This is a genomic window from Pseudomyxococcus flavus, assembly GCF_050038885.1.
Classification (GTDB): domain Bacteria; phylum Myxococcota; class Myxococcia; order Myxococcales; family Myxococcaceae; genus Myxococcus; species Myxococcus flavus.
On record NZ_CP143624.1, the window covers coordinates 7,143,216 to 7,159,123 of the forward strand.

Consider the following 15,908-nt stretch of genomic DNA (forward strand, 5'->3'; position numbering starts at 1 on the left):
GTGGATGTGAAGGTCCTGCTGCTCGGTTCCGGTGGCCGTGAGCACGCGCTCGCGTGGAAGCTGTCGCAGAGTCCCCGGTTGACTCAGCTCCTGTGTGGTCCGGGCAACCCGGGGACGGCGAAGGTGGGCACCAACGTGCCGCTGCGCGCGGACTCGCCGGAGGACGTGGCGGCGTTCGCGAAGCGCGAGGCGGTGGACCTGGTGGTGGTGGGTCCCGAGGCGCCGCTGGTCGCGGGCGTCGCGGACGCGCTGGCGGGCGTGGGCATTCCGTGCTTCGGCCCGGTGGCGGCGGGCGCCCGCATCGAGGGCTCCAAGGCCTTCGCGAAGGAAATCATGGCCGAGGCGGGCGTGCCCACCGCGGCGTTCCGCACCTTCACGGACGTGGCGGCGGCGGAGGCCTACGCGGTGGCGCAGGGCCGCATCGTCGTCAAGGCGGACGGCCTGGCCGCGGGCAAGGGCGTCATCGTGGCCCACGACGTGGAGGCCGCGCGCGCGGCGGTTCGCGCCGTGGGCGCCATGGGCGTGGCGGGCCAGACGATGGTCCTGGAGGAGCTGCTGGAGGGCGAGGAGGTCTCCGCCATGGCGCTGTGCGACGGCGAGCGCTACGCCATGCTGCCGCTGTCCCAGGACCACAAGCGGGTGGGCGAGGGCGATACCGGTCCCAACACGGGCGGCATGGGCGCCTACAGCCCGGCGCCGTTCCTGTCCGCCGCGCAGCTCGCCGAAGTGGGAGAGCGCGTGGTCGCTCCAACGCTGGCCGTGCTGCGCCGCCGCGGAATTCCCTTCCGGGGTGTGCTGTATGCGGGGTTGATGCTCACGCGAAGTGGGCCGAAGGTGCTGGAGTTCAATGCCCGCTTCGGTGACCCGGAGACGCAGGTGTTGATGATGCAGCTCGGTGAAGACCTGCTGCCGCTGCTGGATGCGTGCGCGAAAGGCACGCTGGAGCCGCGGACGCTGGTGTCGGCGCCGGGGGCTTCGGTGGGCGTGGTGCTGGCGGCGCGGGGCTACCCGGATGCACCGGAGAAGGGCCAGCGCATCGACGGACTGGACGCGGTGCCATCGGACGCCACGGTGTTCCTCGCGGGCGTGGAGGCGCGCGACGGGGGGCTGGTGACGGCGGGAGGCCGGGTGCTGACGGTGTGCGCGCGCGGTGAGGACCTGGCGCGCGCACGGGAGCGGGCCTACGCGGCGGCCGCCGCGGTGCGCTTCGAGGGCATGCACTTCCGCCGGGACATCGGCGCGCGAGGGCTGAAGGCTTCCCCGTGAACCGCCTGTCCCGCTACCTGCTCAGGGAGCTGCTGGTCCCGCTCGGCGTGTGGGTGGCGTTCATGTTCCTGCTGCTCTTCGTCATGCAGTTCCTGCGGGGCACGGACGTGCTGCTGGGCTCGTCGGTGACGCTGGGGGACATGGTGCGGCTGCTCGCCTACCTGGCGCCGCACTTCCTGATGATGGCGCTGCCCATCGCCTTCCTGCTGGCCATCCTCCTGGGACTGGGGCGGCTGGGCGAGGACCGGGAGCTCACCGCGCTCCAGGCGATGGGCATCGGGCCCGTCCGCCTGGTGGCCGCGCCGCTGGGCATCGCCGTGGCGCTCAGCCTGCTGATGCTGGTGATTACCTCCACGGCCCAGCCCTGGGGCCTGTCGAGCCTCAAGGTGCTGGTGAGCGAGGTCATCCGGAAGAACGCCGTGGGCGACGTGAAGTCCGGCGTCTTCTACGAGGACCTCAGTGACCTGACGCTGTACGCGGAGCACGTATCCGCCGACGGCAAATGGACCAACGTGCTGCTGCACGATGACCGGGAGGCGAACTCGCCGCTGCTGGTGCTGTCGAATCGGGGGCAGGTGGGCACGTCCACCAGCGGCGAGGTGCTTCGCTTCGCGCTGGAGGAGGGCGAGGTGCACCGCTCCGCCGGCCGTGAGGAGGAGGCGTACAGCGTCATCCGGTTCGACCAGGCGGAGATCAGCGTGGGTGTGGGCGCGTCCATGGGCAAGCGTGGCCGCTTCTCCTTCTCGCGCGAGGAGCTGACGCCCGCCGAGCTGATGGAGGCGGCCCGCGAGGCGGACGCGACGGGCGGGGACTCGCGCCTGTTCCGGATGGCGCTGCACAGCCGGCTGGGCAACGCGCTGGCGCCCATCGCCTTCGCGCTGCTGGGCACGCCGCTGGCCATGGGGCGACGTCAGGGCGGCAGGGCGTGGGGCTACCTGCTGACGCTGGGCGGCTACGTCCTCTACTACCTGCTGAGCCGCGTCTTCGAGCAGATGGGACAGAAGGGCCAGATGCCCGTGGGGCTGGCGGGGCAGATGGCCAACCTGACGTTCGTCGCGGTGGGGCTGGTGGCGCTGTACCGCGTGAGCCGCTCGGGGACGGTCAAATGAGGGGCACGCTCTTCGCCTATGTGCTCCGCACCTACGTGCGCTACGCCCTGGGCATCCTGGCGGGGCTGGTGCTCGTCTTCGTGGTGGTGGACTTCGTGGACCGCGCGAAGCTGTACACGGGGCCGGGCTGGGCCCTGGACGCGGCGGAGCTCTACTTCTACAAGGCGATGATGGCGGTGCAGCAGCTCGGCCCGGCGGCGTTGCTGCTGGCGGCGGGCACCACCGTGTCGGCGCTGCGCAAGCAGGGAGAGGTGACGGCCATCCGGGCCCTGACGTTCGGCCCGTCCGCGCTGTACCTGCCCATCCTGGTGGCGTCCTTCGTCGCGTGCGTGGGCCTGGTGGCCTTCGACGAGCGGGTGGCGACGTACTCGGGCCGGCGCGTGGATGAAATCACCACCCAGCGCTTCAACAAGTGGGGCGACTGGCGCTTCTATTACACCCCCAAGCAGTGGTTCCGGCGCGGGGAGAACATCTTCTTCCTCCGAGGGGGCAGCGCCCAGGAGGGCTTCCAGGACGTATCCGTCTTCACCGTGACGGAGTCATTCGATTTGCGGCGGCGCCTGGATGCGTCTGGCATGTTCCCCGTGGAGGGCATGCGCTGGCGCCTCACGGACGTGGTGGAGCGCACCTTCGAAGGCGAGGGGAAGACGCGCGTGCAGCAGTTCCCGGAGGCCGTCTACGACCTGGGCGTGGCCGTCACCGCCTTTCGCATCCGCCCGGGGCGCCCGGAGCAGATGCGCGCGTCCGAGCTGCGGGAGCAGATCGAGGCGCGCCGGGACGTGGGTCTGGCGACGAAGCAGTTCGAGCTGGCGCTGCAAAACCGCTTCGCCTACCCGATGGCGGCCTTCCCCGCGGCGCTGCTGGGCGTGGGGCTGGCCCTGCGCGCCAACCGCCGAGGCCACCTCACCGCGGCCATCATTGAAGGCCTGCTGACCGCCGTGGCCATGTGGGGTCTGATGATGGTGTGCCGGACCCTGGTGCTCACCGAGCGGTTGCCGCCGGTGGTCGCCGCCTGGGCGCCCACCTTCCTGCTGGCCCTCATCGCGGGCGCGGTGTGGCTGCAGCGGGAGGGGCTGCTGCCGCTGCCACGGCGCGGGTTGCTGGTGAGATAGCGTGGCGGCGCTCATGGGAACCGCGTCCGAGCTTCCGCTGGACTTGCGCTGGCGTCGCGCCGTCACGGGCGTGCTCGTGATGTGGACCGTGGGGCTGGTGCTGGCGGAGGTGGTCCTCCAGGTCGCGACGGGCGCGGCGGTGCTGCTGGCGGTGCTGCTGCTGACGCGAGGCAAGCTCCAACTGGCGCCGGACGTGCGGGCGTACGCGGTGGCCAGCCTGGGGTTGTGCGCGTGGCAGGCGGTGTCGCCCGCGGTGGCCCTGCTCACGGGGGCCGCGGAGGCGTGGCCTCGCAGCTCGCGCTATGGCCAGGTGCTGGACTCGCTCGCGGGCGCCGCGGCGGCGTGCCTGGGCACCGTGGGCGTGCCGTGGCTGCTGCTGGCCGGGGTCCTCGCGGGGGGCTGGCTGCTGGCCTCGCTGCTGGGCATCTTCCAGAACCGGGTGCGCTGGTCGGTGGAGCTGCCCGCCTTCCTCAAGCTGAACCTGGGACGGCTGCACGAGAACTTCGGCACGGAGGAGTCTCCGCGTTACGCCGCGGGCGGCTTCTTCTCGCACCGGCTGCGCTTCGCTCACGGGGCCATCGCGGCGCTCGGGCCCGCGCTGTCGGTGCTGGGCGGCGCGGAGCAGGCGCGGCGGCGCATGCTCGCGGGCGCGGTGGTGATGGGGATGCTCATCTCCGTCTACAACGCCTTCGCGCGCGCGGCGCTGGGGGCGGCCCTGCTGGTCAGCGTGCTGGCGTTGCTGCTGCTGGTCCAGGGCGCCGCGCGGCGGGTGGGGCTGGTGCTGGTCGCCGTGCTGGTGGTGGTGGTGTCGCTCACGCCGGCGTGGCGCGCGCGCATGGAGAAGGCCCTGGGCAACATCTACGGCGGTGAGCGCGAGCACGCCATGTCCGTGGGCTGGAGCCTGGTGCGCGAGCACCCGCTGACGGGCGTGGGGTTCGGCAACCACAAGCCCGCGGCGCTGGCCACGCAGGACGAGACGGGCATCACGGACCTGCTGGCCACGGACTCCCACAACCTGTGGCTGACGGTATGGGCGGAGACGGGCCTCGTGGGTTTGCTGTTGATGCTGGCGGTGCATGGCCTGCTGGCGCGGGCGCTCATCCGCCGCTATCGGGAGGGCTCGCTCGCGGCCACCGGCGCGCTGCTGTCGTGGGTGGGGTTCCACACCCTGGCCCTGGTGCATTACCTGCCGTTCCACTCCAGCGTGTACCTGTCCTTCTCGCTCGTCTGGGGCCTGGGCTTGTGTGAGGGCAGCGACGTCCTTCGGGGCAGGGCGGTGCGGGAGCCGCTCGTCGGACTGCCGGGCGCTCCCGGTGCCGCGCCGTGAATGACGGGGCGCGGGCGTGCCGTGGCGGGGCGGCCAGGCTCGGCGCCGTGGGCGGCCTGTCGCCGAGCGGGCCCGCCACCATCGGTGCTGCTAACGGCCGCGAGCGCCGCCGGGAGAGGGCGCTTCCAACGCCCGCCGGTAGACAGCGAGCGTGCGGCGGGCGCAGTCGTCCCAGTTGAAGTGCGCCACGCGCTCCCGTCCGAGCTCCACCAGCTCGCGGCGCAGCGGCTCGTCCCGAAGCACGCGCAGCGCCGCTTCGCGCCACGCGGCCGGGTCGTCCGGCGGAAGCTTCAGCGCCGCGTTGCCCACCACCTCGGGCAGGGCGGACGCGTCCGACGCGAGCACCGGGCAGCCCGTGGCCATGGCTTCCAGCGCGGGCAGGCCGAAGCCCTCGTACCGCGATGGCAACAGGAGCGCCGATGCCGCGCCATAGAAGAGCGGCATCTCGTCCTCGGGCAGCTCCTCCAGGTCGAGCACGTTCTCGTGCAGGCCCAGCTCGTGCGCCACCGCGCCCTTGCCCGCGAGCAGCACCACCGGGACGGGCAGCTCGGCGGCGAAGTCCTTCAGCAGCGCCAGGTTCTTGAACCGCTTCGCGTTGCCCACCGCCGCCAGGTAGCGCGCTGGCAGCTCATGCCGGGCGCGGAACGCCGTGGCTTCGGCCTGGGTGGGCGGCTGGAAGCGGGCCTCCACGCCGTTGTGAATCACCTGGAGGCGATAGGGCGACAGCTCCAGGTGCCGGGCGATTTCGTCCCGCGAGAAGTCGGACACGGTGATGAGCGCCGTGGCCCGCCTCGCGCGTGGCCCCACCACCGCGCGGTAGTAGATGGCCTGCGCGGGCGTGTACTGGTCCGCCAGGGCCAGGTGGTTGGCGTCGTGGAGCGTGGCCACCAGCCGCCCGCTCCAGAAGAGTGGCAGGGAGAACGACGTCGCGTGGAACGCGTCCGGGGCCAGCCGCACCAGGTCCGCCGTGAGCGCCGGCTGTTCAAGAGGTGACAGAAAGCCCGCCAGCGAGCGGTGCAGCGGCATGCGCGGCGTGAGCGCTCCGAGCCCGCGCGAGAGCCCTTCTGGCGGCACCAGGGCGGAGAAGCGCAGATCGGGCGCGAGCGCCGGCATCCGCCGCGCCAGCTCCAGGGCGTAACGGGCAATCCCATGCAGCCGGCCGCGCACCATGCGCAGGTCGAGGAGGACGTGAGCCACGGCCCTCGCGTACCACACGCACGGCCTCCGTGGGGGGCCAGGCGGGCACGCCCCCGGTTCATCTGTGCTTGCAGCGGCGCGCGCGCCCGATGCTAGAAGCCCTGCCCGTGAAGGTCGCCCTGGTCCATGATTGGCTCGTCACGCACCGCGGAGGTGAGCGCGTCCTCGACGCCCTCTGCGAGGTGCTTCCGGACGCGGACATCTACACGCTCGTCCACCAGCCGGGCACGCAGTCGCCGGCCATCGAATCGCGCCGCATCTTCACGTCCTTCCTCCAGCACATCCCTGGCATCCACGCGCGCTACCGCCACTTCCTGCCGCTGATGCCGAGCGCCATCGAGTCGCTGCGCCTCCAGGGGCGCTACGACCTGGTGCTCTCCTCCAGCCACTGCGTGGCCAAGGGGCTGCGCACGCCGAAGGGCACGCCGCATCTGAGCTATGTGCACGCGCCGATGCGGTACATGTGGGATTTGTTCGATGACTACTTCGGGCCGGGTCGCGCGAGGCTCCCCGTGCGCGCGGCGGCCCATGCGGTGCGGCCCTGGCTGCGCCAATGGGACCGGCGCACGGCCGCGGGCGTGAATCGTTTCGTGGCGAACAGTCGGCACATCGCCGCGAAGGTGAAGCGCTTCTGGGGGCGCGAGGCCGCCGTCGTCCATCCCCCCGTCGCGCTGGAGCGCTTCGCCCAGGTGCCGCTGGAGGGCGGCGGTCAGGGGGGCTACTTCCTCTGGCTGGGCGCCTTCGCGCCCTACAAGCGGCTGGACATCGCGCTCGAGGCGTTCCGCCAGCTCGGAGCACCCCTCTGGGTCGTGGGCACGGGCCAGGAGGCGACACGCCTGGGCGCGCAGCGTCTGCCTGAAAATATCCGTTTCCTTGGCAACGTTTCGGACGAAGCCCTCCCGGCGCTGTATCGGGATGCGCGCGCGCTCATCTTCACGCCCGAGGAGGACTTCGGCATCACCCCGCTGGAGTCACAGGCGGCGGGGCGGCCCGTCATCGCCTACGGCAGGGGCGGGGTGCTCGAGACGGTGACGGGGCGGACGGGGCTCTTCTTCTCCGAGCAGACGCCGGCGTCGCTCGCCGCCGCCGTTCGCCGCTTCGATGGTTGGGAGGCGGGCTTTCGTCCGGAGGAGGCCCGCGCGCAGGCCGGACGCTTCAGCCGCGCCGCTTTTCAGCAGGCGATGCTGCGGGAAATCGAGCACCTCCTCGGGAATCTGTTGCCAGAATCCCCAGGCGCCGCTGCGGGACTGTGACGCCGCTGTCACTCCCATCTCTGTCTTCCGTGGCACGCAGGCCGACACAGGGCCTGCATGGGAGGGAGGGGCGGTCGCAACCCATTGGTTTCACGAAACTTTTCGTGTTAGCAACCGCGGCCGTCAAACGGTGTTGGGCAAGGCGCGTGTTCGTTTGCTGAGGGCGCGAGTCTTGCACCGGGGTGGCCACCCGTTGATCACGCTACAGGAGTACCGCGGTGTTCAGTCGTCTCCAGCGTTTCTACACGTCGATCAAGGTCGTCGCCGACATGGTGATGCTCGCGCTGGCCTTTGGCCTCGCGTACGCCACCCGCTTCTCCGGCATCGTCCCCGTCACGGAGGGGACTCCTCCCTGGAGTGACTCGCTCTTCTCGCTGCTGATGGTGCTCGTCATCTTCCCGGTGACCTTCCATCAGTCGCGTCTGTACGGAACGAACCGCTCACGGACGAATACGGGCGAGGTCTTCGAGGTATTCAAATCCACCATCACCGCGGCGCTCATCCTGGTGGCGGTGACCTACTTCGTGCGCGAGCGGTATTCGCGCCTCACGCTGGCCATCTTCATCGTCTACGCCTTCGCGCTGGTGACGTGCAGCCGGCTGGGGTTCCGCTACGTCCTGAGTGAGATTCGCCGCCGGGGCCACAACCTCAAGTCCATCCTCGTCATCGGCGCGGGAGACCTGGGGCAGCGGGTCATCGAGACGGTGGAGCACCACCGCGAGCTGGGCTTCCGGGTGATGGGCGTGCTGACGATGCGCCACGAGAAGGTGGGCCAGTACGTGGGCGGCGTGCGCATCATCGGCCACGTGGACCAGGTGAACGAGGTGCTGGACGCGCAGCCGGTGGACCAGGTCATCCTCGCGCTGCCGCTGGAAGGCCATGCGCACGTGAAGGGGCTGATGGACAAGCTGGCCCTGCGCACCGTGGACGTGCGCGTGGTGCCGGACCTGTACCAGTACATCACGCTCTACGGCGGCCTGGAGGAGTTCGGCGGCCTGCCCATCATCCGCCTCCAGGGCGACCCGATGGAGGGCTGGAGCCGGGTGGCGAAGCGGGCCTTCGACATCATCTTCTCGCTGCTCGCCATCATCGTCACCGCGCCGCTCATGCTGGCCACCGCGCTGGCGGTGCGGCTCACGAGCCGGGGGCCCATGCTGTACCGGCAGGAGCGCATGGGCATGGACGGGCGCACCTTCTCCATCCTCAAGTTCCGCACCATGCGCATCGACGCCGAGCACGGCGGGGCGATGATGGCCCGGCCGGACGACCCGCGCCGCACGGTGATTGGCACGTTCCTGCGGAAGTACTCGCTGGACGAGCTGCCTCAGTTTTTCAACGTCCTGCGCGGCGACATGAGCCTGGTGGGTCCGCGTCCCGAGCGCCCCGTCTTCATCGAGGAGTTCAAGCGGCAGATTCCCCGCTACCACCTGCGGCACAAGGTGAAGGCGGGCATCACCGGCTGGGCGCAAATCAACGGCCTGCGCGGGCAGACGTGCATCGAGAAGCGCATCGAGTACGACCTGTACTACATCGAGAACTGGTCGCTGCTGATGGACCTGAAGATCCTGGTCCGCACGGCGCTGGGCGGCTTCCTGTCGAAGAACGCCTACTGACGCCGCGAGCCCGGGCGGTGGCGGCTGCCACGGCCCGGGCCCGGTGACGGCGGCTTCGTTCGAGCGCTACTGGATGTTCCACACCACGGTGCCGGAGCACGTGGTGTTGCTGTAGCAGCCCGCGCGAATCTGCAGGGTGGCGTTCGTGGGCGCGGTGTACGTCAGGCTGGAGCCCAGGCCGCTGCCACACCCGTCGTCATTACCGGCCACCTGCGTGGCGCCGTTGAAGAGGCGCAGGTAGGTGTCGCCCGTGGTGCTGGAGCCTGGCACGCCACAGGTGGCCACGGTGATGCTCTGGCCCGCGGAGATGGCGACGTTCTCGTTGGTGGTGTTCTGCTGGGCGCTGTTGGTGTTGCTGGCATTGAACGGGAAGCTGCCGCTGGTGGGGTTCGTGGAGCCGCCGGTGATGGTCCAGGCGACGCGGCCGGTGCAGCTCCCGCTGGTGTAGCAGCCCGCGTGGATGACGTAGTCGCCGCCGGTGGAGGCGGTGAAGATGATGTTGGAGCCACGGCCGCCGCAGGCGTCGTCGTTGGCCGCCACCTGGGCGCCCATCGCGTCGCGCAGGCGCAGGTACGTGTCGCCGGTGAAGGACGCGCCCGTCACGCCACAGGTCCCGATGTTCAGCGTCTGCCCCGCCGTCAACGCGATGGTGTAGCTCGTGGTGTTCTGCTGGGCGCTGTTGGTGTTGCTGGCGGAGTAGTCGAACGGGTTGCCCGGCGGCGGAGGGGGCGGCGGAGGAGGCGGGGGCGGCGGCGGAGGCGGTTCACCGTTGCCGTTGGGGTTCGGGCAGCCGGTCGCGGGCAGCGCGCACTCGGGAAGGCTGGTGCCCAGGTGGCTGATGACGGCCTGGATGGGCACGCCACGGTTGGGGCAGTAGGCGCAGTGGTGCAGCGCCACCACCAGGTTGTCGGCGTGGCCGATGACGGGCGAGCCAGACGAGCCGCCCTGCGTGTCCGCGTAGTAGCCCACGTCATCGGGGCCACCCGACTGGCACGAGGCCTCATTGAGGTTGTAGACCTCGGCGAAGCCGGACTGGTCCTGGGCGTGCGTGGAGCGCACGGCAATCTTCTTCCCGTGACCGGCCGGGTGCTGCGGCACGTAGATGCGCTCGTTCACCACGGCGCCGGTCGCGCGCAGCTGCAGGTAGCCATAGGTGTTGACGGGGTTCTGCGACAGCTGGATGAGGGCGTAGTCGCGCGGCGCATCCACCTTCACCAGCGTGCCGCCGGCGATGACGTTGCCCGGACAGCCAAACCAGCTCGCGCAGCTCGTCGAACAGCTGGCGCCTTCCGCCATGAACTCGTAGTTGGTGTTCTGCGCTTCGCTCGCGGTGCCGATGCAGTGCTGGTTGGTCATCAGGTGGCCCTGGCTGCCCACGAGCCAACCGGTGCAGGCGCCAGTACCGTTGATGAGCAGGCGCGCCACCGGGCGGGCACGGCCGTAGAGGGTGGGGTCGCTGGAGGCGTAGCAGGGCGCCCACTGCGAGTCGTCCGTGCCGCACACCGCCTTGTCCCCGCCCGTCGGGCCCATCTCCTCGTTGGTGTAGCCGCGCGCGTACCGGTCGATGGAGTAGCCGTGCTTGTTGAGGATGCCGCGGCGGTTGCTGCTGTCGCGGCTGTGCAGCTCGATGATGGCCGTGTCACCAGGGATGTGGATGGCCCAGAAGCCGGTGCGGGCGCCGGGGTGCCGGTTGTCGTACTTCCAGGTGCGCGTCCCATCCGGTGAGCGCACGACCACGAAGTCGCCGTCCTCCAGGTGCAGGCGCTCGAAGTGCGGCGCGATGTACGCCGCGCCGGCGTGGGTGATGACGTCCGTGTGGATGGGCGCGTCGGAGGCACGGATTTGCGTGGTGGCGTATGGGTGGGCCGTTTCGAAGCGCCGGAAGACCTCCTCGCCCACCTTCGTGGCCCGCTGAGATGCAGGGGAGGATTCCGCCGGCGGCTGGCACACGGGGTCCGAGGCCAGTGCCACTGGGGTGCTGCTGACCAGCGCCGTGACAAGACATGCGAGTGGGATGCGTTTCATCGACTCTCCTGGAAGTGAGTCCTCGCAGCGGTTTGCTGCACTCCCAGTTATAGTCGTCAATCCTGACAATCCCGACTGGTGGACGCGGTTTCAGAGCGATGGACCACGTGACTGGAGAATTTCGCTTTCACGGCGCGTGAGGTTGAGGCTCGCGAATGGCGCCATGGGGCGTAGATGACCACGGCCGTGGGCTTCACGCGGAGCGGTGGTTTGCAGGTCCGCACGTGCGCCCAGGCAGCCTCTCGGGGAGCTTTGCGCCATGGAGGGGCGTCTCTGTCGCTGAGAAGACGTTTAGAATCGGCGGGACATGGCCGAAAAGCTCGGAGCGATCCTGGTCCGCAAGGGCCTCATCACGCAGGCGCAGCTCGACGAGGCCCTCCGGGCCCAGCTCATCTACGGCGGTCGGTTGGGCTCCAACCTTGTCGAACTGGACGCCCTCGACATCGACACGCTGGCGATGGTGCTCGGGGAGATGTGCCGCTATCCGGTGGCCCAGGAAGCGGACTTCGAGGCGGCGCCGGATGCCGTGTTGCAGTTGCTGCCCGCGGCAATGGCGGAGAAGCACCAGGCCTTTCCGCTGGCCCAGGAGGGGCGGCGGCTGAAGGTGGCCATGGCCAGCCCGCTGGAAATCGAGCACGCGGATGCGCTGGGCTTCATCACCGGCCTGCGCATCGTCCCGTACGTCACGCCCGAGCTACGGCTGTTCCACTTCCAGGAGAAGCGCTACGGCATCAAGCGCGAGACGCGCTACATCCAGATGGCGTCGACCCGGCGTCCGAAGCGGACGGAGGCCGTTGCGCCGCACCTGGCGGCTCCCTCGCAGCCGGTGGGCTTGAGCATGAGCTTGGCGGCGCCACCTCCGCCTGCGCCAGTGCGTCCGGAGGCTGAGGGGATTTTCGGCGGACTGGCGCCGGGGCAGTACCTCAGCGGTGATGATCCGGATGAGGAGGCCGCGGATGTTGGAGCGGTCCGGTGGGCGCCGGCGGTGTCGGGCAGCGCGCATCCGCTGGACCACATGCCGCCTCCCGCGCCGCCCGTGGCGATGATCGACTTTTCCGAGGACGGTGAGATGCGGGTGGTGACGCCCGAGGTCCCGGGGCCGCCGGTCCTGGCGCCCGTGGCCGCGGTGCCCGTAGCCGCGGCGCCCGTGGCCGCGCGCCCTGCTTCGCCGCCTCGGCTCACGCCTCCGGAGACGCCGCGTGTCGTGGCGCCGCCCCCGCTCGTGATGACGCCGGAGCCCTCGGAGGAGATTGACCTCCTCGAGGAGGGCGAGATTCTGGATGACGCAGACGTCGTCGAGGAGGGGGGCTCCGCGCAGGACGGCTTCGAGCGAGCGCCTGTCTCGGTTGCGGCGGTGCCGCACGGCGCGGGGGCTCAGCCTCCGGGGTTGATGTCGCGGCATGGCGGTGGAGCTCGGGCGCCAGGGGGCGTTGCGGCGCATGCGCTGGCTGGAGCTGGAGCGACGGAGGGCCAGGGCGTGCCGCCGGGGATGGTGGCGCGGCCGGGGGCACCTGCGCCTGTGCCGCCTGGGATGATGGGAGCTCGGCCTCCGTCGTCGCCGGGGCTTCCCGCGGTCCCCGCGCCTCAGGGGGCGATGGGGGCTCGGCCTCCCGCGACGCCAGGCGCTGCTGCGTTGTCCGGGGCGCACGGGACGGTGCAGCCCGGGATGGTGGGGGCTCGACCTCCGAGTGGGCCCGGTGTGCCAGGGCCCTCGGTGCCTGGGCCTCATGGTGCGGTGCCTCCTGGGATGGTGAGTGCGAGGCCCGTGAGTGCGAGCGGGCCCGCGGTGCCTGGGCATCAGGGCGCGGTGCCTCCGGGCATGGCGGGTGCTCGGCCGCCGTCCGCGACTGGGCTGCCGGCGGTGCCTGGGCCGCAGGGCGATGTGCCTCCAGGAATGGTGGGTGCTCGGCCTGCATCCGCGACAGGGCTGCCAGTGGTGTCTGGGCCACAAGGCGAGGTGCCTCCAGGAATGGTGGGGTCACGGCCGCCGTCCGCGACTGGGCTGCCGGCGGTGCCTGGACCGCAGGGCGCTGTGCCCGCGGGAATCTCGGGAACGCGTCCCACGTCCGCGCCTGTGCCTGGGGGCCACGGTGCCGTGCCCCCCGGAATGTTGGGTGCTCAGCCAGCGGGTGGCTCGGGAGGACCGGGGCCTCATGGCGTGCCTCCGGGGATGACGGGCATGCCATCAGCGTCTGCCATGGGAGGGCCGCTGCCCCCGGGGCCACATGGCGCGGTGCCCCCTGCGATGACAGGCGCTCAGCCGCCCTCCGCCATGGGCGGGCCGGCTCCGCACGGGCCGATGCATCCTGGGATGATGGGCGCGCGGCCTCCTCTGGCGACGGGGATGCCCGCAGCACCGGGGGCGCAGGGCGCGGTGCCGCCCGGGATGATGGGCGCTCGGCCTCCTTCGGCGACGGGGATGCCCGCAGCACCGGGGGCGCAGGGCGCGGTGCCGCCCGGGATGATGGGCGCTCGGCCTCCTTCGGCAACGGGATTGCCGGCGGTGCCAGGGCCCACTGGGCCAGTGCCGCCCGGGATGATGGGCGCGCGGCCACCCCCGGGAACGGGGCACGCTGCGGTACCGGGGCCCCAGGGGCCAGTGCCGCCCGGGATGATGGGCGCGCGGCCTCCTTCGGCGACAGGGTTGCCTGCGATGCAGGGGCCTCAGGGCCCCGTGCCTCCTGGAATGATGGGGGCTCGGCCTCCGTCTGGAACGGGCATGCCCCCGGCGCAGGGCGCGGTGCCGCCCGGGATGATGGGCGCGCGGCCTCCTTCGGCAACAGGGCTACCGGCTGTGCCTGGACCCCACGGCGCCGTGCCTCCAGGCATGCCTGGGACGCGTCCTCCGTCCATGTCGGGATTGCCGGTGGCGCAGGGGCCTGTGCCCCCCGGAGTCGCGCACCCGCCTGTTGCCGGAGGAGGAATGCCCCCTCCTGTGCATGGCGCTCCACATCCCGCATCCGCACATCGTCCGTTCAACGGGCCTCCTGCGAGCGCGCGTCCGATGCCACCGCCTGGGACGCCTGTGGCCGGTACCCCGCCGCAGGCCCAACCTCCCGGAATGCCTCATGGGGGCGTGGGGGCGCAGCAGGTACCCGTGGGCGCGGGGCCTGTGCAGGCGAACATGCCCACGCCGTCGCATGGCGCACCAGTGGGGCCGGTCGCGAGCTCGCATCAGGCGCAGGTGGTTCCGCCCGCGGCGGACGTGGCGCGTGCCGCGATGCCACAGGGCACCGTCGCGGCGTCGGCCGTCGTGCCGGTGCCGTCCGCTGCACAGCCGCCGCCGGGAACGGTGTCCGCTGCACCGGCGAACCTCGATGATGCTCGCGGGGCGGCGCTGGATGCATCGGCTGCGTCCGAGCCTCGCGCTGGAGCGGCGCTGCCCGAGGTGGCTGCTGCGTCTCCGGTTTCGGATTCCGCGCAGGTCCCAGTGGTGGCCGCAGGCGCCAGTCTCGGTACGGTGGCCGAGCCGCCTGGGCCTACGCTGCATGCGGCCGATTCCCACGGCCATGTCGATGTGTCGCCCGCCGTGTCCAAGGCGCCCGGCAGCTCGGAGGACGTGGCCTCGCAGGGCTCGGCGCACGTGGCTGCCCCGACAACAGAGCCTCTTGGTGGCGCGAGGCCGACGGACACCGCTGCTGTCGAAAGCCCAGCCGTTGGGCTGTCCACGGCTTCGGCTGAAGCGACGCCCGTGGCCGCTCCTCCGCCGGAGGCGCTCGCGAGCGCGGTGGTTGCAACGTCTGCGGACTCCGCCGTTCCCAGCGCCTCTGTGGCAGAGGCACCTGCAAGTCCGGACGCGGCGGCTTCAACTCAAGCGACGCCCGTGGCCGTTCAGTCGCCGGAGACGCTCGCGAGCGAAGGGGCTGCGACGTCCACGGACGCCACTGTTGCAGAGGCGTCTGCAAGTCCGGACTCGGCGGTTTCGTCGGCAGCAACGCAAGTGTTCGTTGCTTCAGCGGAGGCGCTCGCGAGCACGGATGGCGCCGCTACCGCGGACGCAGCCATGGTCGCGGCTCCTGCGCAGGAGTCGACTGCAGGCGGAGAGATGGGTGCCTCCGCGAGCACGGCGGTGGGGCCGGCGGGTGATGGCCATTCGGCTCAGGCACAGCTTGAGGACGCCCTTCGCATTGCCAGTTCGGGCACTGCGCAGCCTGCCACGGAGGGAGTGGCGGGAACCGATGTGCCAGCTGACGGCAGAGAGGCCACGCAGGCTGTGCCTGCGCTCTCCGAGCCTCTGTCGAGCTCCAGTCCCAGCGAGCTTGTCGAGCTGAGCGCCACGGACGTGGCGCAGCCGGTTGCTCTCGCGGATGAGGGCAAAATCTCCCTGCCGCCTGAGCCCGGTGCGCAGGTCGCGACGACCACCGGTTCGGAGGGTCGCGCGCATCCTGGCAGTGATACTGGAGCCGCTCAGGTCCTGGCTGGCAGTGCGGATACCGAAGCCCAGCCGTCTCCGGCGGCCAGCGAGTCGCGCGCTGAGGTGCCTCCGGTCCGCGACGACGCCGGTGCCCAGCCGCTGGTTGACGCCGCGCAGGGAGAGGCACTGCGGTCGCCAACGGCCGACGTGCCCGAGGTGGCGTCGCCGGCAGCCGAAGTGGAGCCCTCGCGGCCAACGCAGGACGCGGACGCGACGACTTCCTCGGTGGCGGCGATTCCAAGTGCGGAGCCATCTGCGGTTGCGCCGGTATCGGACTCGCTGGCGCAGCAAGTGCTCGACGAGCAGCTCCAGGCGGCCACAAGCCAGGCTGCGCTGACGGAGCCTGTCGCGGCTCAGCCAGCGCCTCTTCCCACGAATCAATCGCTCGAGGTGGCTCGGTCAAGCTCTGACGCCACGCTTGATGCGGGCCCGCGTGTTCCTCAGGAGGCCGTTTCGCTGGAGCGTGGCGAGCCTGCCATGGCTGCTGGTACCGCAGGCAGCGAAGCTCCGCGGCCCGATGCGCCCGCGACGCCAGCGCTCGTTGTGGAGCCTCCCGCAGGGAGCGGCTTGCCGGACGCGGCAGGGCCAGACG

General features: G+C 71.1%; 8 protein-coding genes and 1 pseudogene. 7 read left to right on the top strand and 2 right to left on the bottom strand.

Annotated features, from left to right (window positions below; all coding sequences use genetic code 11):
• Genes purD through VZL07_RS29710 form a run of 4 tightly spaced genes read left to right on the top strand, consistent with a single transcriptional unit; the run spans position 1 to position 4,814 of the window.
• Positions 1-1,266 (top strand): phosphoribosylamine--glycine ligase, encoded by a 1,266-nt coding sequence (gene purD / locus VZL07_RS29695; protein ID WP_426751252.1) that lies wholly within the window; start codon positions 1-3, stop codon positions 1,264-1,266.
• Entirely contained in the window at positions 1,263-2,375 is a 1,113-nt protein-coding gene (locus tag VZL07_RS29700) for an LptF/LptG family permease (protein WP_426751253.1), read from the top strand. Before purD ends, VZL07_RS29700 begins: the two co-directional genes overlap by 4 nt.
• The gene (locus VZL07_RS29705; protein WP_426751254.1) at positions 2,372-3,487 is read left to right on the top strand and encodes an LptF/LptG family permease; all 1,116 of its coding nucleotides are present in this window, start codon (positions 2,372-2,374) and stop codon (positions 3,485-3,487) included. Before VZL07_RS29700 ends, VZL07_RS29705 begins: the two co-directional genes overlap by 4 nt.
• 1 nt (position 3,488) lies before the next feature.
• Positions 3,489-4,814, top strand: coding sequence for an O-antigen ligase family protein (locus VZL07_RS29710; protein WP_426751255.1), 1,326 nt, complete (start codon positions 3,489-3,491; stop codon positions 4,812-4,814).
• A 90-nt stretch (positions 4,815-4,904) separates the two neighbouring features.
• Here VZL07_RS29710 and VZL07_RS29715 read toward each other — a convergent pair whose 3' ends face one another.
• Positions 4,905-6,029: a glycosyltransferase family 4 protein gene (locus tag VZL07_RS29715; RefSeq protein WP_426751256.1), complete on the bottom strand. Its 1,125-nt coding sequence runs from the start codon at positions 6,027-6,029 to the stop codon at positions 4,905-4,907.
• A gap of 89 nt (positions 6,030-6,118) precedes the next feature.
• Here VZL07_RS29715 and VZL07_RS29720 point away from each other — a divergent pair, with 89 nt between their 5' ends.
• Together VZL07_RS29720 and VZL07_RS29725 are read left to right on the top strand one after the other, a co-directional pair.
• Positions 6,119-7,264 (top strand): glycosyltransferase, encoded by a 1,146-nt coding sequence (locus VZL07_RS29720; protein ID WP_426751257.1) that lies wholly within the window; start codon positions 6,119-6,121, stop codon positions 7,262-7,264.
• Positions 7,265-7,482: 218 nt separating this feature from the next.
• Positions 7,483-8,877, top strand: a complete 1,395-nt coding sequence (locus tag VZL07_RS29725) for an undecaprenyl-phosphate glucose phosphotransferase (protein ID WP_426751258.1) — start codon at positions 7,483-7,485, stop codon at positions 8,875-8,877.
• A 66-nt stretch (positions 8,878-8,943) separates the two neighbouring features.
• Here VZL07_RS29725 and VZL07_RS29730 read toward each other — a convergent pair whose 3' ends face one another.
• A complete protein-coding gene (locus VZL07_RS29730; protein WP_426751259.1) occupies positions 8,944-10,902 on the bottom strand; it encodes a trypsin-like serine peptidase in 1,959 nt (652 codons plus the stop codon).
• Between the two features lie 472 nt (positions 10,903-11,374).
• Here VZL07_RS29730 and VZL07_RS29735 point away from each other — a divergent pair.
• Positions 11,375-11,581, top strand: a pseudogene (locus tag VZL07_RS29735) (hypothetical protein); the annotation flags it as partial.
• Positions 11,582-15,908 lie beyond the last annotated feature (4,327 nt).

Excerpts from the sequence above, each read along its gene's own strand:
- VZL07_RS29705 (WP_426751254.1), top strand. The coding sequence starts at position 2,372 with ATGAGGGGCACGCTCTTCGCCTATGTGCTCCGCACCTACGTGCGCTAC.
- VZL07_RS29730 (WP_426751259.1), bottom strand. The coding sequence starts at position 10,902 with ATGAAACGCATCCCACTCGCATGTCTTGTCACGGCGCTGGTCAGCAGC.